The sequence below is a fragment of the Actinomadura sp. 3N407 genome, assembly GCF_052245875.1.
GTDB lineage: Bacteria > Actinomycetota > Actinomycetes > Streptosporangiales > Streptosporangiaceae > Spirillospora.
In genome coordinates this window covers 279,613-298,590 of sequence record NZ_JBQQBP010000001.1, presented here as the reverse complement: position 1 = coordinate 298,590, position 18,978 = coordinate 279,613, and the positions used below count along the sequence as shown (strand labels likewise).

General features: G+C 69.7%; 16 protein-coding genes and 1 tRNA gene. 7 read left to right on the top strand and 10 right to left on the bottom strand.

Annotated features, from left to right (window positions below; all coding sequences use genetic code 11):
• Positions 1 to 131: 131 nt before the first annotated feature.
• The 3 genes from ACTWPP_RS01355 to ACTWPP_RS01345 all read left to right on the top strand — a co-directional run bounded on the left by ACTWPP_RS01355 (position 132) and on the right by ACTWPP_RS01345 (position 7,980).
• Positions 132 to 812 (top strand): hypothetical protein, encoded by a 681-nt coding sequence (locus ACTWPP_RS01355; protein WP_443102162.1) that lies wholly within the window; start codon positions 132 to 134, stop codon positions 810 to 812.
• 38 nt (positions 813 to 850) lie between these two features.
• Positions 851 to 2,872: a flotillin family protein gene (locus tag ACTWPP_RS01350; protein ID WP_443102161.1), complete on the top strand. Its 2,022-nt coding sequence runs from the start codon at positions 851 to 853 to the stop codon at positions 2,870 to 2,872.
• 233 nt (positions 2,873 to 3,105) lie between these two features.
• Complete coding sequence (locus tag ACTWPP_RS01345) at positions 3,106 to 7,980, top strand: DNA repair ATPase (RefSeq protein WP_443102160.1); 4,875 nt, start codon at positions 3,106 to 3,108, stop codon at positions 7,978 to 7,980.
• A gap of 364 nt (positions 7,981 to 8,344) precedes the next feature.
• Here ACTWPP_RS01345 and ACTWPP_RS01340 read toward each other — a convergent pair.
• Together ACTWPP_RS01340 and ACTWPP_RS01335 are read right to left on the bottom strand one after the other, a co-directional pair.
• Positions 8,345 to 8,416: transfer RNA gene (locus tag ACTWPP_RS01340), tRNA-Met, on the bottom strand.
• Between the two features lie 232 nt (positions 8,417 to 8,648).
• On the bottom strand, positions 8,649 to 9,053 hold the full coding sequence (locus tag ACTWPP_RS01335) for a nuclear transport factor 2 family protein (RefSeq protein ID WP_443102159.1): 405 nt from the start codon (positions 9,051 to 9,053) through the stop codon (positions 8,649 to 8,651).
• Between the two features lie 480 nt (positions 9,054 to 9,533).
• Between ACTWPP_RS01335 and ACTWPP_RS01330 the strand changes: the two genes are divergently transcribed.
• Positions 9,534 to 9,917, top strand: coding sequence for a DUF3040 domain-containing protein (locus ACTWPP_RS01330; protein WP_443102158.1), 384 nt, complete (start codon positions 9,534 to 9,536; stop codon positions 9,915 to 9,917).
• A 50-nt stretch (positions 9,918 to 9,967) separates the two neighbouring features.
• Positions 9,968 to 11,704 carry an aa3-type cytochrome oxidase subunit I gene (gene ctaD / locus ACTWPP_RS01325; protein WP_443102157.1) on the top strand — a complete coding sequence of 579 codons (1,737 nt, stop codon included), beginning with the start codon at positions 9,968 to 9,970 and terminating at the stop codon, positions 11,702 to 11,704.
• Positions 11,705 to 11,796: 92 nt separating this feature from the next.
• On the opposite strand, the gene ACTWPP_RS01320 is transcribed toward ctaD, so the two are convergent.
• On the bottom strand, positions 11,797 to 12,297 hold the full coding sequence (locus ACTWPP_RS01320) for a hypothetical protein (RefSeq protein ID WP_443102156.1): 501 nt from the start codon (positions 12,295 to 12,297) through the stop codon (positions 11,797 to 11,799).
• 122 nt (positions 12,298 to 12,419) lie between these two features.
• On the opposite strand from ACTWPP_RS01320, the gene ACTWPP_RS01315 reads away from it, so the two are divergent.
• Together ACTWPP_RS01315 and ACTWPP_RS01310 are read left to right on the top strand one after the other, a co-directional pair.
• The gene (locus ACTWPP_RS01315) at positions 12,420 to 13,595 is read left to right on the top strand and encodes a hypothetical protein (RefSeq protein WP_443102155.1); all 1,176 of its coding nucleotides are present in this window, start codon (positions 12,420 to 12,422) and stop codon (positions 13,593 to 13,595) included.
• A 242-nt stretch (positions 13,596 to 13,837) separates the two neighbouring features.
• Complete coding sequence (locus tag ACTWPP_RS01310) at positions 13,838 to 14,497, top strand: hypothetical protein (protein WP_443102154.1); 660 nt, start codon at positions 13,838 to 13,840, stop codon at positions 14,495 to 14,497.
• A gap of 17 nt (positions 14,498 to 14,514) precedes the next feature.
• Here the strand turns inward: ACTWPP_RS01310 and hypE are convergent, their stop codons facing one another.
• From hypE to ACTWPP_RS01275, 7 genes are read right to left on the bottom strand one after another with little or no spacing between them, the layout of a single operon-like run.
• On the bottom strand, positions 14,515 to 15,579 hold the full coding sequence (gene hypE / locus ACTWPP_RS01305) for a hydrogenase expression/formation protein HypE (RefSeq protein WP_443102153.1): 1,065 nt from the start codon (positions 15,577 to 15,579) through the stop codon (positions 14,515 to 14,517).
• Positions 15,576 to 16,718 (bottom strand): hydrogenase formation protein HypD, encoded by a 1,143-nt coding sequence (gene hypD, locus ACTWPP_RS01300; RefSeq protein ID WP_443102152.1) that lies wholly within the window; start codon positions 16,716 to 16,718, stop codon positions 15,576 to 15,578. The genes hypE and hypD overlap by 4 nt, the downstream gene beginning before the upstream one ends.
• Positions 16,718 to 16,987, bottom strand: coding sequence for a HypC/HybG/HupF family hydrogenase formation chaperone (locus tag ACTWPP_RS01295; RefSeq protein ID WP_443102151.1), 270 nt, complete (start codon positions 16,985 to 16,987; stop codon positions 16,718 to 16,720). Before ACTWPP_RS01295 ends, hypD begins: the two co-directional genes overlap by 1 nt.
• Complete coding sequence (locus tag ACTWPP_RS01290; protein ID WP_443102150.1) at positions 16,987 to 17,640, bottom strand: D-sedoheptulose-7-phosphate isomerase; 654 nt, start codon at positions 17,638 to 17,640, stop codon at positions 16,987 to 16,989. Before ACTWPP_RS01290 ends, ACTWPP_RS01295 begins: the two co-directional genes overlap by 1 nt.
• The gene (locus ACTWPP_RS01285) at positions 17,637 to 17,858 is read right to left on the bottom strand and encodes a HypC/HybG/HupF family hydrogenase formation chaperone (RefSeq protein ID WP_443102149.1); all 222 of its coding nucleotides are present in this window, start codon (positions 17,856 to 17,858) and stop codon (positions 17,637 to 17,639) included. Before ACTWPP_RS01285 ends, ACTWPP_RS01290 begins: the two co-directional genes overlap by 4 nt.
• Positions 17,855 to 18,451, bottom strand: a complete 597-nt coding sequence (locus ACTWPP_RS01280) for a D-sedoheptulose-7-phosphate isomerase (protein WP_443102148.1) — start codon at positions 18,449 to 18,451, stop codon at positions 17,855 to 17,857. The genes ACTWPP_RS01285 and ACTWPP_RS01280 overlap by 4 nt, the downstream gene beginning before the upstream one ends.
• Positions 18,448 to 18,972: a DUF892 family protein gene (locus ACTWPP_RS01275; protein WP_443102147.1), complete on the bottom strand. Its 525-nt coding sequence runs from the start codon at positions 18,970 to 18,972 to the stop codon at positions 18,448 to 18,450. The genes ACTWPP_RS01280 and ACTWPP_RS01275 overlap by 4 nt, the downstream gene beginning before the upstream one ends.
• Positions 18,973 to 18,978: the final 6 nt, after the last annotated feature.

Genomic DNA, 18,978 nt, shown 5'->3' with positions numbered 1-18,978 from the left:
TGGGCGCACGACTTCCCCGATAGCTGAGCGACACCCTCATCTCCCCTCAGCGGGCCTTTCTTCACGGGCCGGCGCGCATTCAGCGTGCCCGGCGCGGTCCATGACGTATCGATGCGGAAGCGTGCGTTCAAATGGGTGAATTCGTCGATGTCGCCTTCGGTTTTCCGACGGCGCTTTTCAGCTTCTCTCTCCTTGTCGTCGTCCTGTACTGGGCACTCGTCCTGGTCGGCGGCCTGGGAATCGACCTCCTCGGCGCCGGTGCCGATGCCGATGCGGGGGCCGGCGCCGGCGCCGAGGACGGGGACGCCGGGGACGGGGCCGTGGCCGGCGGGCTCGCGCTCCTCGGGCTCGGCGGCGTCCCCGGCACGGTCGTGTTCTCGCTGCTGATCGCGCTCGCGTGGTTCGTCAGCCTGGCCGGGGCGGCTCTGCTCGACGGCACCGTCCTGCGGGCGTTGGTCCTGGTCGCCGCCCTGGCGCTGGCCTGGTCCGGGACGCGGCTGGCCGTGCTGCCGCTGCGCCGCGTCTTCCGGAGCCCGGCCGCGACGTCGCTGCGCGACTTCGTCGGGATGCCCTGCGTGATCCGCACCGGGAGGGTCGGGCCGGACTTCGGCCAGGCCGAGGTCACCGCCCCCGACGGCTCGTCCGCCATCGTCCAGGTCAGGCAGCCGGCCATGGACGTGGCCGTGGCGGGCGAGGCGCAGGGCACCGGCCTCACCACCGGCAGCACCGCGCTCATCTTCGATTTCGATCCGGCCGGACAGTTCTTCTGGGTCATGCCGCATGACGCGGCATTCGACCGTCCGGCCCTCTGATCCCCCGCGACCTATCCCCCTACAGACAGGGATTCTCGATGGAAACCATCACCTTGGGAGCCGGTGTGCTCCTCGCGCTCGCGCTGCTCATCGCCCTCGGCCTGGTGCTGATGGTGAAGAAGCTGTTCCAGAAGGTCGACCAGGGCCGCGCCCTGATCATCTCCAAGTTCAAGAAGGTCGACGTCACCTTCACCGGCGCGATCGTCCTGCCGGTTCTGCACAAGGCCGAGATGATGGACATCTCGGTCAAGACGATCGACATCGAGCGGACCGGCCGGGAAGGGCTGATCTGCAAGGACAACATCCGCGCCGACATCCGCATCACGTTCTTCGTCCGCGTCAACAAGACCGCCGAGGACGTGGTGAAGGTGGCGCAGGCCATCGGCACCGAACGCGCCAGCAGCCGTGAGACGCTGCAGGAACTGTTCGCGGCCAAGTTCTCCGAGGCGCTGAAGACCGTCGGCAAGCACCTCGACTTCGCCGACCTCTACATCCGCCGCAACGAGTTCCGCGACCACATCATCCGCGTCATCGGCACGGACCTGAACGGCTACAGCCTCGAGGACGCCGCGATCGACTACCTGGAGCAGACGCCGCTGCTCTCCCTGGACAGGTCGAACATCCTGGACGCCCAGGGCATCCGGAAGATCACCGAGCTGACCGCGATCGAGCACGTCCGCACCAACGAGCACGCCCGCAACGAGCAGAAGGAGATCACACGCCAGGACGTGGAGGCGCGCGAGGCGATCCTGGAGCTGGAGCGCCGGCAGGCCGACGCCGAGCTGCGGCAGCAGCGTGAGGTCGAGACCGTCCGGGCCCGCGAGGAGGCGGAGATCGAGCGGGTGAAGGCGGAGGAGCGGCTGCGGGCGCAGACCGCGCACATCCGCACCGACGAGCAGCTCGGCGTCCAGACCGAGAACAAGAACCGGGAGGTCTCGGTCGCCGAGAAGAACAAGGAGCGGGTCCTCGCGATCGAGAGCGAGCGGATCGAGAAGGACCGCCTCCTGGAGGTCATCGCCCGCGAGCGGGAGACGGAGCTGACCCGGATCGCCGCCGACAAGGAGGTCGAGGCGGAGAAGCGGGAGATCGCGAACGTCGTCCGGGAGCGGATCGCGGTCGAGCGGACGGTCGCCGAGCAGGAGGAGGGCATCAAGCGGCTGCGGACGGTCGAGGAGGCCGAGCGCGCCCGCCAGTCGGTCATCATCCACGCGGAGGCCGAGGCGCAGGAGAACCTGGTCAAGGACATCAAGGCCGCCGAGGCCGCGGAGGCCTCCGCCGAGCACCGCGCCCGCGAGGAGCTGACGATGGCGCGGGCCCGCCAGGAGTCCGCGGAGATGGACGCGCAGGCCAAGATCCGGCTGGCCGAGGGCCTGCGGGCCGAGGCCGCCGCGGCCGGGCTCGCCGAGGTCCAGGTGCGCGAGAAGGACGCCGCGGCCATCGAGAAGCTCGGCCGCGCCGAGGCCGCCGTCGCTCAGCAGAAGGCGCTGGTCGAGGCCACGCGGATCCGCGACAACCTGAAGGCCGAGGCGGAGGGCCTGAACGAGAAGGCCGGCGCGATGGCGGCGCTGGACGAGGCGTCCCGCCAGCACGAGGAGTACCGGCTGCGGCTGGAGACGGAGAAGGACATCCGGCTCGCCGGGATCCAGGTGCAGCGGGAGGTCGCCGAGGCGCAGGCGAGCGTCCTCGCGGCCGGGCTGGACAAGGCCGACATCAACATCGTCGGCGGCGACAGCGTGTTCTTCGACCGGCTCGTCGGGTCGATCGCCCTCGGCAAGAGCGTGGACGGCTTCGTCCAGAACTCCGAGGTCGCGCAGTCCATCGCCGGGCCCTGGCTGGACGGGTCGGGCAGCTTCATGGGCGACATGTCCAGGCTGCTCGGCTCGATCGACACCGGCGGCGTCCGCGACCTGACGCTCTCCGCGCTCCTGCTGCGACTGATCAAGGACGGTGGCCCGGAGACGGGCGGGCTGCGCGAACTGCTCGACACCGCCCGCCGCCTCGGCGTCGCCGACGCCCCCCTGTCCGAGATCAACGGATCCGCCCTGACCGCCACCAACTGATGCCGAGGAGCGGCGAGCCGCGTCCCCTCGACGGGCTCGCCGCCCCCAGCACCGCCCGACCGCGCAACGGCTGCGTTGACCTGTGGCGTGTCGCCCTTTGAGGCCCGCCGATGAGGGCGACACGCCGCAGCTCGACGTGTGGCGGGAGGGTGGCGGGGGGTGCGTGGAGGGCATGGGCCGGCGGGGGAGGACGCGGCGAATGTGCGTGAACGAAGGACAGACGGGAGAGACGAATGAGTGAGGACGTGAGGGAGGCCACCGGAGCCGACGCCGGGCGGGCGGAGCTCGACCACGGGACCTACGAGGTGCTGCGCGCGCGGCTCGCCGAGCACGCCGCGGAACTGGCGCGGCGGGCCGAGTCGCTGAACGACCGGCGGCTGGAGGTCTTCGGCGGCACGGAACTGCGGCTGGCGGGCACCGAGCAGATCCGGACGTCGCACAGCTGCGTCCCGCGCGACGTGGTCGCGCTCGGCGGGGTGATGCTGTTCGGCTACAACGTCTTCCTCGGGCTGAAGCCGGAGACGACGGTCGACGACGTGTTCTCCCTGCACCGCTTCACGCGGGACGGCGACGGCATCGCGTTCGTCCCTGCCGGGATGGACGCGGTCCCCGGCCTGCTGGACGACCCGCGGTTCCAGCGCGACTTCGCCGACATGTACCGGTACTACCGCCAGGCGCGGCTGCTTCAGCTGCGCCTCGTGGACGGGCGGCTGCTCGCCGTGTTCCAGACGGGCCCCCGCCTGTCCGACCTGCGTGTCCTGCGGTGGCGCACCGCCCCCGACGGGACCGTCGTGTACGAGGACAACCAAGGCGAACGCGACCACGAGTTCCCGCCGGCGCACGACGTCGAGTGGGTCGAGACCACGCGGGACGACCACGTCCCCGGGCGGCACCCGCACATCTCGATCGAGGGCGAGGTGTTCGTCGAGACGATCGGCGGGACCCTCACCGTCAAGATCGAGGACAACACCGGCAGCGGGACGGGCATCTACTCCGAGCCCGTGGACGAGCCGCTGCAGTCCCTCGCCGACGCCGACGTCCTGCGCGCGCGGGTCGGGGCGCTGATCCTGCTGCGGATCCGCCCGTACAACGAGACGGCGTGGCGGCACCTGGTGTTCAACGTCCGCACCAAGGAGATCGTGCGGCTCGACGGCATCGCGCAGGCGTGCCGGAGGCTGCCGGACGACCACGGGATCATCTTTCCGGGCGGCTACTACCTCGACACCGGCGCCGCGAAGACCTTCGACACCGACGTCGCGGGCCTGGAGTACGAGCGCGTCGTCCGCTCCCCCAACGGCGAGGACGTCCTCTACGTCTTCCACTCGCGCGAGGACGGCCGGTCGCTGCTGCTGCCGTACAACGTGATCCGCAAGCAGGTCACGACGCCGGTCACCTGCCACGGGTACTCGCTGTTCGAGGACGGGACGCTGGCCGTGATGCGCGCGTTCTCGGACGAGCCCGCCCGCGTCCACCCGATGCAGATCTGGCGGACCCCGTACGTGTCCGACGCGCACGCCGCCGCCCAGCCCGTCGGGACGGGCCCGCTGGAGCGCGTCGGAAACGCGGACCTCGTCCGCGGCATCTCCGAATGCCTCTCCGTCACCCGCATGGTGGACGAGATGTCGCCGTCGACCCGGGTGTTCGAGGCGCTGATCTCGGCGTGCACGCGGACGTCCGACCTGTACCACTGGCTCGCCGACGGCGACCTCGGGGACGTGGCGGCGCCGCTGGCGGACGTCCGCTCGACCGCCGGGCAGGTCCTGGACGAGTACGAGAAGGTCCGGGCTCTCACCGACCAGGCCGTCGCCGCCGTTTCCGAGGCCGCCGACGACATCACCGCCCTGGTCCGCCGGGCGCGCACGGAGTCGCCGGAGACCGCGGACGGCTGGATCACCCGGCTCGCCGAGTTCCGCCGCGCCCAAGGCCACCTGGAAACGCTGCGCGACCTCCGCTACGTCGACACCGCGCGGATCGACGAGCTTTCCGAAACCGTCCAGGCGGAGCTCCGGGACGCGGGCCGGGCCGCCGTCGAATTCCTCCAAGGCGAGGACGCCTTCACCGGCTACCACACCGAAGTGGAGCGCATCACCGGGTCGGCGCACGCCATCGAGACCGCCGCCGACGCGGTGGCCCTCGCCGACCTCCTCGACGCGCAGAACGAGGGCCTGGAGGTCGTCACCGAGGTCGTCGGCGACCTCGACATCACCGACGCCACCGCCCGGACCGCGATCCTGGAGCGTGTCGGCGAAGTCCTCGGCGGCCTCAACCGGGCCCGCGCCGTCCTCGACAACCGGCGCCGCGACCTCCTCGGACGCGAGGGCCGCGCCGCGTTCGCCGCCGAACTGGCCCTGCTCGACCAGTCCATCGCCGGCGCCCTCGCCGGCGCCACCACTCCCGAAACCTGCGACGAGCAGCTCGGCCGCCTGCTCCTCCGCCTGGAGACCCTGCAGGCCCGCTTCTCCGACCTGGACGACTTCCTCTCCGAGCTGGAAACGAAGCGCACCGAGGTCTACGAGGCGTTCTCGTCCCGCAAGCAGACCCTCCTGGACGAGCGCGCCCGCCGCACCGACCGCCTCACCGAATCGGCCGAACGCATTCTTTCCGGCATCCGCCGCCGCGCCGCCGCACTCGGATCCCCGGACGAGGTCAACACCTACTTCGCCACCGACGCGATGGTGGCCCGCCTCCGCGCGATCGCCGACGAGCTGCGCGCCCTGGACGACGGCGTCCGCGCCGAAGAGCTGGAAGGCCGCGTCAAGGCCGCCCGCCAGGAGGCCGGCCGCGCCCTGCGCGACCGCCTCGACCTGTACGGCGACGACGGCGGGACGATACGGCTCGGCCGGCACCGGTTCGCGGTCAACACCCGCCCGATCGAGCTGACCCTCGTCCCGCACCGCGACACCGTCGCCTTCGCGATCACCGGCACCGACTACCGGGCCCCCGTCCTCGACGAGGACTTCGCCGCGACGCGCCATCTGTGGAACCAGACCCTCGTCTCGGAAACCCCGGAAACCTACCGGGCCGAGTACCTGGCGACGTCGATCCTCGCGGACGCCGACCCCGCCGAGCTGCGCCGGGCCGCGGCGGACGACCGCCTCCTCACCCTCGTCCGCGACGTGGCCGCCGACCGCTACGACGAGGGCTACGAGCGGGGCGTCCACGACCACGACGCCGCCCGCATCCTGGAAACACTGCTGCGCCTCCACACCGACGCCGGGCTGCTGCGCTACCCGTCCCCGGCCCGCGCCACCGCGCAGCTCTTCTGGACCCACGGCACCACCCCCGCAGAGCGCGCCGCATGGACGACCCGCGCCCGCTCCCTAGTCCGAGCCCGCCAGGCGTTCGGCCGCACCGGCGCCCTGACCGCCCTCATCACCGAACTCGCCGCGTCCATCACCGCCTTCACCGACGGCACCGGCCTGGTGCTCCCTGACGGCCCGCTCGCGGCGGAGTACCTGATCGAAGAACTGGCCACCGCCCCGGACGGCTTCGTCGCCGGCCAAAGCGCCCGCGAGCTGCTGAAGAACTTCGGCCAGGAACACCAAGCCGAACTGGAGGACGACCTGAGCGCCCTCGGCGACGACCTCGCCGCCCGCCACCAGCTCGCCGAAGCCTGGCTCAGCTCGTTCGCCGACGACCCGTCCGACCTGCCCGAGGCGGTCGCGATGCAGCTCTGCGCGTCCGCCCGCTACGACTCCCCCGCCGCCCTGACCGCCACCATCGACGACCTGCTCGGCAACCACCCGCGCATAGTCGACCGCCACATCGACCTGCGCCTGGACGAGCTCCTGGCCCGCACGCAGAGTTTCCGCACCGACCGCGTCCCGGCTTTCCGCGCCTACCAGAAGCAGCGGAACGACCTCATCGCGACCGAGGAGAAGCGCCTCGGCATCCCGGCCCTCAAACCCCGCACGATGAGCGCGTTCGTCCGCAACCGCCTGGTCGACGAGGTCTACCTGCCCCTCATCGGCGACAACCTCGCCAAGCAACTGGGCGCCGCAGGCGACGGCAAGCGCACCGACCAGATGGGAATGCTGCTGCTCATCTCCCCGCCCGGCTACGGCAAGACGACCCTCATGGAGTACGTCGCCGACCGCCTCGGCCTGGCCCTGGTCAAGGTGGACGGGCCCGCCCTCGGCCACGACGTGACGTCCCTCGACCCCGCCCAGGCCCCCAACGCCACCGCCCGCCAGGAGGTCGAAAAGATCAACTTCGCCCTCGACATGGGCAACAACGTCCTCCTCTACCTGGACGACATCCAGCACACATCCCCCGAGCTCCTCCAGAAGTTCATTCCCCTCTGCGACGCCCAGCGCCGAATCGAAGGCGTCAAGGACGGCGACCCACGCGCCTACGACCTGCGCGGCAAACGCTTCGCCGTCTGCATGGCCGGTAACCCGTACACCGAGTCCGGGCAGCGTTTCCGCATCCCCGACATGCTCGCCAACCGTGCCGACGTGTGGAACCTGGGCGACGTCCTGTCCGGCAAGGACGACCTGTTCGCGCTCAGCTACATCGAGAACGCCCTGACTTCCAACCCCGCCCTCGCACCCCTCACCGCTCACGACCGCTCCGACGTGGAGCTGCTGGTCCGCCTTGCCTCCGGCGACCAGACCGTCCGCCCCGACCGCCTGTCCCACCCATACTCCCAGACCGAACTGGACGAGATCCTCTCCGTCCTGGAAAAGCTCCTCCACGTCCAGCAAGTGGTCCTGACGGTCAACCGCACCTACATATCCTCCGCGGCCCAGGACGACTCCGCCCGCACCGAGCCCCCATTCCGCCTCCAGGGCTCCTACCGCGACATGAACAAACTCGCCGAACGCATCCTGCCGGTCATGAACGCAGCCGAGCTGGAAGCCGCCATAGACGACCACTACCGAGCCGAGTCCCAAACCCTGACCTCAGACGCCGAAGCGAACATGCTCAAGTTGGCCGACCTCCGCGGCACCCTGACGCCCGCCCAGGCGGACCGCTGGACGGAGATCAAAGCCGCCTACCAGCGCGCCCAGACCCTCGCCGGAAACCAGGAAGACCCGTCCGTGGGCGCCCTCCTGCACCTGGCAGACAAACTGACCGCCATAGAAAAGGCCCTGCGCCCCCACTGACAAAAGGGCGGACGTGCGACCACCGCACGTCCGCCCGCCTCGAACGACGTCAGGCGCCGCCCCTGAGGCGCGGAGAAGATCCTCGCGGATCTGGCGGAGTTCCTCTACATCGAAGTCCGTTTCGGCCAGACCGGGGAGGGAAAGGCGCTTGCCGGAGTGCAGCCGCACTTTGAGGTAGCGGAACTTGTTCCAGTACTTGTCCCTTCCCTCGTGCACGTAGATGTCGGCGATCTCGTGCCAGCGGTAGGCGACGAGGATCTTGCTGATCTGATGTCTGGCCGGAGCCATGGCGAACTCGCGACCTACACCGTCGTCCGCGGCACCGACGGCCAGTGACGCTCGGGCCCGAGCGTGCCTTTCTTAGAGGCGGGGACGGGATTCGAACCCGCATCTTCAGGCTTATGAGACCTGTGTGCTCCCGTTGCACCACCCCGCATCGGTACGACCGATGGTAAGAGAATGGTCAGGCCGGTCGCCAATGGTTTTTCTGGCACGCCTTCGCCACAGGCTGGACGGTCTAGTGATCGGCGTCAGCTCTCATCCGCCCGGACTGCGGGCCCTCGCAATCGATCAACGCGCCGCAGGTGGTCGGCCGGGGGGACGCGGCCCACGCCATGGCCCGCACGGTGCCGCAGTGGCCGTGCTCGGGCGGCGGGCCGGCCGGACGATCAGTCGTCGAAGTAGGCCCTGGCAACGGCGTAGCTGTCCTCATAGAGGTGGTAGCGGGTGATCCGCCCGTCCCGGACCGTGGTGTGCAGGGCGAACGCGGTGTCGATGTCCCGGCCCGTCTTCTTGACCTCGGAGACCATGCGCCCGATGAGCACCACATCGTCGCCCTCGGCGATGACCTGGTGGAGGTCGAACTCCTTGCCTTGCACATGGGTCTGCAGCAGCTCGAAGAACGTCCGCATGCCCTCCGCCGAGTCGACCTCCGGTACCCACGGAATGCCCGGCGGATGCGGGATCGAGAACGACACCGAGTCAGCGAACAGCGCCGCCGCCTCCGCACTCTTCCCCTCGGCGAGCAGCGGGAACAAGCGTTGCACAGTCTGCGCCGGTGACTCTGCCGTCATGTGGTCGACCTTACACGCCGGACATGCGGCGCAAAGTCAACAAGCCCGATTCGAGGGCACCCCTCTTAGGCGCCTGCCGATCAAGATGCCGGAGCGCGGTGAAACCTTCCCTACATCATGAACGTGATTTCGTGGCGGACCGCGTGATCAGAAGTCCGCGGCGCACGGGAACGAGGTGACGCGGTAGGGCCCGCCCGTTTACGGATGTACCGCCGAATCTTTATGTTCTCCGGACCTGTTTGCTCAATGGAGCTGGGTAAGCCCGGGGTGTCCTATCGCCGTCCATCCCTGCTGCGTTTCCGTGCTGCGCTCTTGTCGACCGGTCAGGTTTGCAGGCGATGTCGGCGGTAAGAGCAGCAGCCACCGCGACATCACCGTGACGGCGCACCACGTCTGCTCGGCGATGTCGCCTCACCGGCGATCGCACAGGCAGGACACCAGCCGGCCATGTGACGCACTGGGGACCGGGAGTGATGGGCAATGGGCTTGTCGGAGTACGAGCGGACGGTGCTGCGGCGGCTCGACGCCGACCTCACTCGGCAGGATCCGCGGCTGAATCGGCAGCTGGCCGAGTTCACCGCGCAGGAAAGGGACGCGGGGCTCACGTGGCGGCCGCCCCGGGTGGCGGTGGTCGTGGCGGCGGTGATGCTGGCGGGGGTCAGCTTCATGCTGGCGGCCGTCACCATGCTGATGCGGCAGCCCTGCCGAGCCACCCCCAACGGTGCGCAGGCCACCACCGCCGCCATGGCGCCCTCGCGGACCCCGGAATCCGCGGGACGGCACCCCGGCCCACCGACGCGTGACCCGAGGGATCGTTCCGCTCAGCCAGGGCCGACCCGGCCGTCCCCGCCGACCCCGTGCTGAAACGAGGCGCGGCCCGTACACGGTCAATCGCCTGACTCAAGGAGTGTGCTGTGACGGATGTGAAGCGGCCGGCCGGTGAGCCGCCGACATCACTGACCGCGCCGGTGCGGGCCTCGAAGGGCCGTGTGCTGGCCGAGTGGCTGAGCACCACCGACCACAAGAAGGTCGGCTACCTGTACCTCATCGCCTCGTTCGGGTTCTTCTCGCTGGCCGGGCTGCTGGCCATGGCGGTCCGCGGGGAGCTGGCGCAGCCCGGGCTCCAGGTGGTGAGCAACGAGCAGTACAACCAGCTGTTCACCATGCACGGCACGATGATGATGTTCTTCTTCGCCACCCCGCTGTTCGCGGGTTTCGCCAACGTCATCATGCCTCTGCAGATCGGCGCCCCCGACGTGGCCTTCCCGCGGCTCAACGCCCTCAGCTTCTGGCTGTTCTTCTTCGGCGCCCTGATCGCCGTTTCCGGCTTCCTGACCACCGAGGGCGCGGCCAGCTTCGGCTGGACCGGCTATCCGCCCCTGTCGGACGAGATTCGCTCCCCGGAAGAGGGCGGGGACCTGTGGACCGCGGGCCTGATCATGTCGGGGTTCGGCACGATCCTGGGCGCGGTCAACTTCATCACCACCATCATCGGCATGCGCGCCCCCGGCATGACCATGTTCCGGATGCCGATCTTCACCTGGAACGTGCTGTTCACCTCGATCCTCGTGCTGCTGGCCTTCCCCGTGCTGGCCGCCGCCCTCGCCGCGCTCTGGGCCGACCGCAACCTGGACGCCCACATCTACGATCCCGAGCACGGGGGCGCGCTGCTGTGGCAGCACCTGTTCTGGTTCTTCGGCCACCCCGAGGTCTACATCGTCGCGCTGCCGTTCTTCGGCATCATCACCGAGGTCATCCCCGTCTTCAGCCGCAAACCCCTGTTCGGCTACGTCGGCATGGTCTTCGCCACCATCACGATCACCGGCCTGTCGATGACGGTGTGGGCCCACCACATGTTCGCCACCGGGCGGGTGCTGCTGCCGTTCTTCTCCTTCCTGTCCTTCCTGATCGCCGTCCCTACCGGCATCAAGTTCTTCAACTGGGTCGGCACCCTGTGGCGCGGGCAGATCGTCCTCCAGGCCCCGATGCTGTGGGCGCTGGGGTTCCTGTTCACCTTCCTGTTCGGCGGGCTCACCGGCGTGATCCTGGCCTCACCGCCGCTGGACTTCCACACCCACGACTCATACTTCGTCGTCGCGCACTTCCACTACGTCCTTTTCGGCACCGTGGTGTTCGCCATGTTCGCCGGATTCTCCTTCTGGTGGCCCAAGATGACCGGAAAGATGCTCGACGAACGGCTGTCCAAGATCCATTTTTGGATGCTGTTCATCGGCTTCCACACCACTTTCCTGGTCCAGCACCTGCTCGGCGCCAACGGCATGCCCCGCCGGTACGCCGACTACCCCGACGAGTTCACCACCCTCAACCTGGTCTCCTCCGCCGGTGCCGCGCTGCTGGGCCTGTCGACCTTCCCGTTCCTGTGGAACGTCTGGCGCACGGCCCGCAAAGGACAGGACGTGCACGTCGACGACCCCTGGGGCTACGGAAATTCGCTGGAATGGGTCACCTCCTGCCCACCGCCACGCCACAACTTCGCCTTCATCCCCGGCATCCGTTCCGAACGGCCCGCCTTCGATCTGCACTATCCCCACATCGGCGCCGGTGGCGATCGGGCACACGCCTCAGCCGGTGACGAGCCGAAGGGCGAAACCGGTAGCTCACACGGCCGACACCGACCGGCTCCCGGTTGACCGCCGTCGCCGGCGTGTCCTCTGGTGGTCCGGTCAGCGGCTCGGTCGCCTCCGCCGTCACACCCGACGGCGGAGGCGATCCGGTTGGGCCGTCAGCGGAAGGATTCCGTGTGGTCTGCCGCCCATGTCGGGAAGGTGCGGGCGGGGCGGCCAAGGATCCGCTCCACCTCGTCGCTGGTGAACGCCTTCCGTCCGACGCTCCCCGCCATGAACCCTAGAAAGGGCGCCACAAGCTCCTCGGGGTAGCCGAAGGCCGTCATGACCTCGAACGCGTCCTGCGGTGGGACCTCCTCATAGCGCAGCGGACGGCCGAGCGGCTCGCCGATCGCGATGACCATCTCCTCCAGGGTGAGTGACTCCGGGCCGGTCAGCTGCGGCTCCCGTCCCAGCAGGTCATCGGTGAGCAGTGCGCGGGCGGCGACCTCCGCCAGGTCTTGCGGGTCGATCGGGGCCTGCGCGGCCCGCGGGTACGGCCCCCGGACGACGTCCCCGGCGCGGATCTGGGCGGACCACAGGATGACCGCGCTGGTCGCGAACATGTGAGGCCGCAGAATCACGTGTTCCATGCCGGAGGCCCCGGTCACCATGATCATGTGCGTTCCCCTTCGGATCGAGGTCGCCTCCTGAGAGCAGCCGGGGCCCTGGAATGTGACATGCGGCCCGCGCCGTGGGCGCCTGGCCTCCCTCGGCCTTCCGCGCCGCTTATGATCACTTCATGGCCGGCAGGAACCGGGCCACCACGCCTCCCCGGCCGATCGCGGCGGGTGACGTCGTGGCCGCCTACTCGATCGCTCTCGCCGAGTGGACGGCCGCACAGATCATTCGTGTCGACGCCGCCGATGCGAGGGCGGCGGTGCTCGAACTGGACTGGTCCGGTCCCGAGCCCGCTTCCGTGGCCGATCTCGGTGACGTCTCGCCGCTCAGGCTGACTCACCACTCCTGGGGCGGCGCCCTGTCCTACTGCAACTACGAATGGGTTCTCCCGCGCAGCTACAAGGTCATCGGGGCCCTGCCGCTGTTGCACGACGAGCCGTCACTCGGTTACTCCACAGGCTGGAGGCTCGGCGACCAGCTCGCCCGGCAGCGACGCTGGGACGGCGGCGTCCACACCGACCCCGCCGACCCGCGGGTGGCGGACTACACCGGCGCCGAGATCAACGATCTGCTCGATCTGCCGGACGAACCGCACACCGATATCCGGATCCTGAACGTCCGTGGCATCGAGTCGCTCGACTGTGGCCGGCTCGTCCGGCGGTTCCCGAACCTGGCAGGTCTGACGTTGAGGGGCGATCTCGGCCTGCTGTCGGGGGCGGCCGCCCTCAACGAACTGGGGTCGTTGCAAAGGATCCACATCGTCGACCTGTTCGGGATGGGCCGGGACGACCGCTTGCTTCCCCGGGGCGTCCCCGCGCTGGAGTCACTGCTCCTCTACAGCGTCCCCGCCGAGTACGCCACCGCGATGCGCTCGACCTGGCGCCCTGAGATGCCCAACGGCACCCATGTCGACATCCGCGGCGCCCGCACGCCCGAATGGGTCGCGGAGAACCGGGACAACCCGCTGCGCCACTGGGACGGCCGCGGGCACATCAGCGGCGCGCGGTTCAGGAAGGCCGTCGCGCAGTACAAGTCGACGCGGCGGGCCGTCGTGGCCGTGCTCTCCGGCGATCCCACCGGTGACCGGCCGGCTCGGCTGGTCGAGATCGGGCGGCAGTACGGCGAGGCGTTCAACACGCTGGACGGCCGCGTGCCCTTCATCGAGACCGAGGAGCGGGAGGACCTGTTCGCCGCCCTCGACCACATCGTGGACGAGGCCGAAGCCGCCCACGGCCCGGACCTGGCATGGGCACGCGAGAGCCTCGAATCGGGAGTGAACGCCGTCCGGGACTGGTAGCGCCTCGTCGCGCGGAGGTGTCGGCATGCCGGTCGATCGCCTGGTCGCGGTCGGCCTCGGGCGGGTGCGGTGACCCACCGGAGGGGCCACAGGGGTCGACGAATCCACCACAGGCAGATTAGCTGATGCAAATTCTGTTAACGTATGCGAACCTCTCATGGGATGACGGCATCTCAGTCCCTGTGAGATAAGGCGTTCTTGATGATTCGCATGTGCAACCGCCCGCGAAAGAAAGAGGCCCCGTGTTCCCTTCTCGACTGATCACCCCCGGTGTGTTGAGCCTGGCGCTGCTGGCCCTGGCCGGTTGCTCGGGTTCGGACAAGGATGAGCCCGGCACCTCCCAAGGCGGCTCGGCGAGCCCCACGGTGGCCGCGGAGCCGCAGGGCGGCGGCGGAACGCCCGTCGGCGGCGCGAACACCGGCGTCACGGTCAACCTTCCGGAGGGATGGAAGCAGGTCGACCCCACCCAGGACACCTCTCCTGTGGTGCAGACCTCCTTCCACTTGTCCGGCGCCCGCGGTGAGCTCATCAAGGAACTGATGGGCGAGCAGAAGAAACTCGGCATGGTGTGGGGGGTCGACTCGTCCGTCACGTCCGGTTTCGCGCCGAACCTGGCCGCCGGATGCGACAGGGGCGGCATCATCGGCACCGAACTGGAGACCCTGAAGGAGAAGGCGCGCAGACTCAACCGGGGCGCCGAGATCACCGATCTCGCCGTCAGCGGGAAACCCGGGTTCAAGATGACCAACACCAGCACCGGAAGCGACGGGATCACCACCGACCAGATCGAGGTCAACGTCCCCGTCTCCGACGAGCGTTACTGCTTCGTCAAGCTGGAGGCCGAGCAGGGCACCATGCCGCCCGCCGCCGAACAGATCGTGTCCTCGTTCAAGCTCGCCTGATCACAGGTCGCAGCGGGTCAGCAGATGCGGGGCAGGGGGTCGCCTACCAGGAGGTCCGCTATGCGGGTGCCTCCGAAGGCGGTTTTCAGGAGGACGAGGCCGGGCGGGTCGTCGCGCACGTGACCGATCACGGCGGCGTCCCGGCCCAGTGGATGGGCTTGCAGGGCGGACAGGGCCGCTTCCTCCGCCTCGGCGGCGACGACGATCACGGCGCGGCCTTCGCAGGCCACGTACATCGGGTCTATGCCGAGGAGTTCGCAGGCGCCGCGCACGGCGGGACGCACGGGGACGCTGGACTCGTCGACCACCACGGCCGTGCCGGAGTCCGACGCCAGTTCGTTGAGCACGGTCGCCACGCCCCCGCGGGTGGCGTCGCGCATGCGGCGGACGGCGCCGGGGCAGGCGTCGCGGACGTCGGCGAGCAGGCAGTTCAGCGGCGCGGTGTCGGACGTCAGGTCGGCCTCGATGTCGAGTTCGCCGCGCGCCAGCATGACCGTGACGCCGTGTTCGCCGATCGGGCCGGTGACGAGGACCGCGTCGCCCGGCCGGATGTCGGCCGGCGCGGAATGGGCGATGCCGACGCCGGCGGTGTTGATGTAGCAGCCGTCGGCCCTTCCGCGCTGGACGACCTTGGTGTCGCCCGTGACGATGTCCACGCCGGCGGCCTCGGCGGCGAGGCGCATCGACTCGGTGATGCGGCGCAGGTCGGAGATCGGGAAGCCCTCTTCGAGGATGAATCCGGCTGACAGGTGCAGCGGCGTCGCGCCGGAGACGGCCAGGTCGTTGACGGTTCCGTTGACGGCCAGGTCGCCGATGTCGCCGCCGGGGAAGAACAGCGGCGAGACGACGTAGGAGTCGGTGGTGAAGGCGAGGCGGGTGCCGTTCACGGCGAAGTGCGCGGAGTCGTCCAGCCGGTCGAGGACGGGGTTGCCGAACGCCTCGCGGAAGACGGTCTCGACCAGGGTGTGGGTGGCCTTGCCGCCGGAGCCGTGCGCGAGCGTGACGGTGTCCTCGCGGAGGCGTGGTCTGGCGTTGCGGGCTCGGTCGATGCGTTCGAGGACCTGCTCTTCGCGGATCGTCACGATGTCGCCTCCTTGACGCGGGTGGCCTCCTGGACGCGCTCCCGGGTGAAGCGGCCGAAGTTGTAGTAGGCGGCGCAGGCGCCCTCGGACGAGACCATGCAGGTTCCGATGGGCGTCTCCGGTGTGCAGGCGGTCCCGAACACCTTGCACTCCCACGGTTTCAGGACGCCCTTCAGGACTTCGCCGCACTGGCACGCCTTGGGGTCGGCGACGCGGCCGCCCGGAATGTCGAAGACGCGTTCGGCGTCGAAGGCCGCGTACTCGTCCTTCATGCGGAGCGCGGAGTGCGAGATGAAGCCGAGGCCGCGCCATTCGAAATAGGGGCGCAGTTCCATGGTCTGGCCGATGACCTGCAGCGCCTTGGCGTTGCCGTCCCAGGGGACGACCCGGCCGTACTGGTTCTCGACCTCGGAGCGGCCGTCGGCGAGCTGGGTCAGCAGCATGTGGACCGACTGGAGGACGTCCAGCGGCTCGAATCCCGCGACGACCAGCGGTCTGCCGTAGTCGCCGGTGATGAACGAGTACGGGCGGCAGCCGATGACGGTGGAGACGTGGCCGGGCCCGATGAAGCCGTCGAGCCGCAGGTCCGGCGAGTCGAGGATGGCCTTGATCGCCGGGAGGATCGTCACGTGGTTGTTGAAGACCGAGAAGTTCCCGACGCCCTGGGCGGCCGCGCGCAGCACGGTCATCGCGGTGGACGGGGCGGTGGTCTCGAAACCGATCCCCATGAAGACGACCCGCCGCGAGGGGTTCTGCTGGGCGATCTTCAGCGCGTCCAGTGGCGAGTAGACCATCCGGATGTCGGCGCCGGCGGCCTTCGCGTCGAAGAACGAGCCGTCTCCGCCCGGTACCCGCATCATGTCGCCGAACGACGTCATGATGACGTCCGGCTGGGACGCGATGTGGACGGCGTCGTCCACCCGGCCCATCGGGATCACGCACACCGGGCAGCCGGGGCCGTGCACGAGCGAGATGTTCTCCGGGAGGTAGTCCTCCAGGCCGTGCTTGTAGATGGTGTGGGTGTGGCCCCCGCACACTTCCATGAACTTGTAGTGCCGGCCGGGCTCGCACAGGGACGCGATGGAGGCGGCGAGCGCCCGCGCCTTCTCCGCGTCCCGGTACTCGTCGACGAAGCGCATCAGTCGATCCTCGATTCCCGCAGTGCGTCGATCTCGTCGTCGTAGGCGTCGCCGATGCCTTCGAGCATCCGCAGCGTGGCCTTCGCCTCCTCCTCGTCGATCTTGGACATGGCGAAGCCGACATGGATGAGGACCCAGTCGCCGGCGGCGAGCCGCTCCCCGTCGAGCAGGCCGATGTTGACGGCCCGCCGGACGCCGGTGACGTCGACCGTCGCCAGCGGACGGTCCGGCATGATCTCCACGATCTCGCCCGGTATCGCCAGGCACATCAGACGGCCTCCCGCGTCAGTTCACGTTGAGTCAGTTCCCACAGGGCGTGGTAGATGGTCGTCTGCGCCTCCTGGACGCGGTGGACGGACGACGACGGCACGACGAACAGGTGGTGCAGCCCCGGTTCCTCGGCCATCTGGCCGCCGGTGTATCCGGCGAGGCCGACCGTGACCATGCCGCGCCGTCCCGCCTCCCGCAGCGCGGCGATCAGGTTGTCGGAGTTTCCGCTCGTCGACAGCGCGAGCGCGATGTCGCCGGGACGTCCGAACGCGGCGAGCTGCCGGGCGAACACCACCTCGAACCCGATGTCGTTGGACAGCGCGGTGACCACGGCGACGTCGGTCGTGAGGGCCAGCGCGGGCAGCGGCGTCCCGGGATCACCCGGGTTGAGGAACAGCGCGGCGACGTCCTGCGCGTCGGTCGAGCTGCCGCCGTTGCCGAACGTGAACAGCCGCCCGCCGGAGCGGAACGCGTCCGCCATCCGGGCGGCGCAGGCCACGAGGTCCTCGCCGTGCTCCTCCAGGACGGTCTCGCGCAGCCGGACGATGTCGTTCGCCTTGTCGGCGGTCGAGCGGCGGACGTCGTCCATGAGGGTGTCCAGTCCCGAGCCGCCCGCGTACAGGAACGGGTAGAGCTGCTGCATTTCGGTCATGTCACGACCCCGATCGCCTCCTTGGCATGAACGAGCACGATGTCGCCGGCCGCGGCGTCCACCAGTGCCACGCTGACCTCTTCGATGCGCCCGTCCCCGGCGTCGACGTCGGCGAGGCCGCCGTCCCGTATCCGCAGGACCCGTACCGGGACGGCCTCGTCCGAGCACGTCACGCAGTGGTCGCCGGCACAGTCCCGGCCTCCTGACGGCGAAGTCAAGTGACCGCCTCCCGGCTGAGCACGTCCGGATGCTCCAAGAACACGTGAACCAGCTCCCAGAGCATGTGGTACGCCGTGACGTGCACTTCCTTGACGACGCGCGGATCGGTGGAGGGCACCGTCACCACATGGTCGGCCGCCGCGGCGACGGCTCCCCCGTCGCCTCCGGCCAGCGCGACCGTGAGCATCCCGAGGTCCCGGGCGCTCTCCAGCCCGCGCAGCACGTTGCCGCACCGGCCGTCCGGCGAGATCCCGAACGCCATGTCGTCGGCGCCGCCGAAGCAGCGGAGCTGGTGCGCGAAGATGTCGTCGAACCCGCTGTGCCGGCCGATGCCGGTGAGGGTCGCGACGTCGCCGGTGAGCGACAGCGCGGGCAGCGCCCGCTTCCCCACGATCACCGGATGGACGAACTCGACCGCCACATGCTGGGCGTCGGTGGCCGCGCCGCCGTTGCCGAACGTGAACAGCCGGCCCCCGCGGTGGAACCGCGCCGCCATCGCGTGGCAGGCCGCGGCGATCGTGCCGGCGTCACCGGCGAGCGCCGCACCGGGTTCGGCGCGGCGCCGGAAGACCTCCGTCACCGTGACGGTCATCGGGCGTCACCTCCGGGCGCCGGCGGGACGTCCCTGACGCCGTGCTGCCTGAGCGACATGTCCACGGCGAGGTCCCAGCGGTCGGACAGTCCACGCGACATCCCGTACGCGTCGTCGCACATCGCCCTCGCCACCGCCACGGTCTCCCCGTCCCCGGCGCGCTCGGCGACGCGCCGCAGCATCTCCCCGGCCGCGATCTGCAGGTGGACGGCGACGTAGGCGTCCCGCATGTGCTTGCCGGCGGTGTCGCGGCGGCTGCGGCCGAGGCCCGCCTCGACCACCGCCGCGAACAGCATTCCCGCGTCCCGGACGAGGGACGGGGCGGACCCGTGCGCCCTCAGCCGCGCCTCGATCTCCCGCGTGTGCGCGCGGGACCGTTCGGCGTAGTGGCCGAGCGGCCGGCGCATGTCCGGCTCGTCCGCCGCCGTGGTCAGCAGCTCGCTCAGCGCCGCCTCCACATGTTCCTGCAGCGCGTGCGCGTCCTTCAGATAGCCGATCAACTGCTTGTCGATCGTCGTCATGGGCGT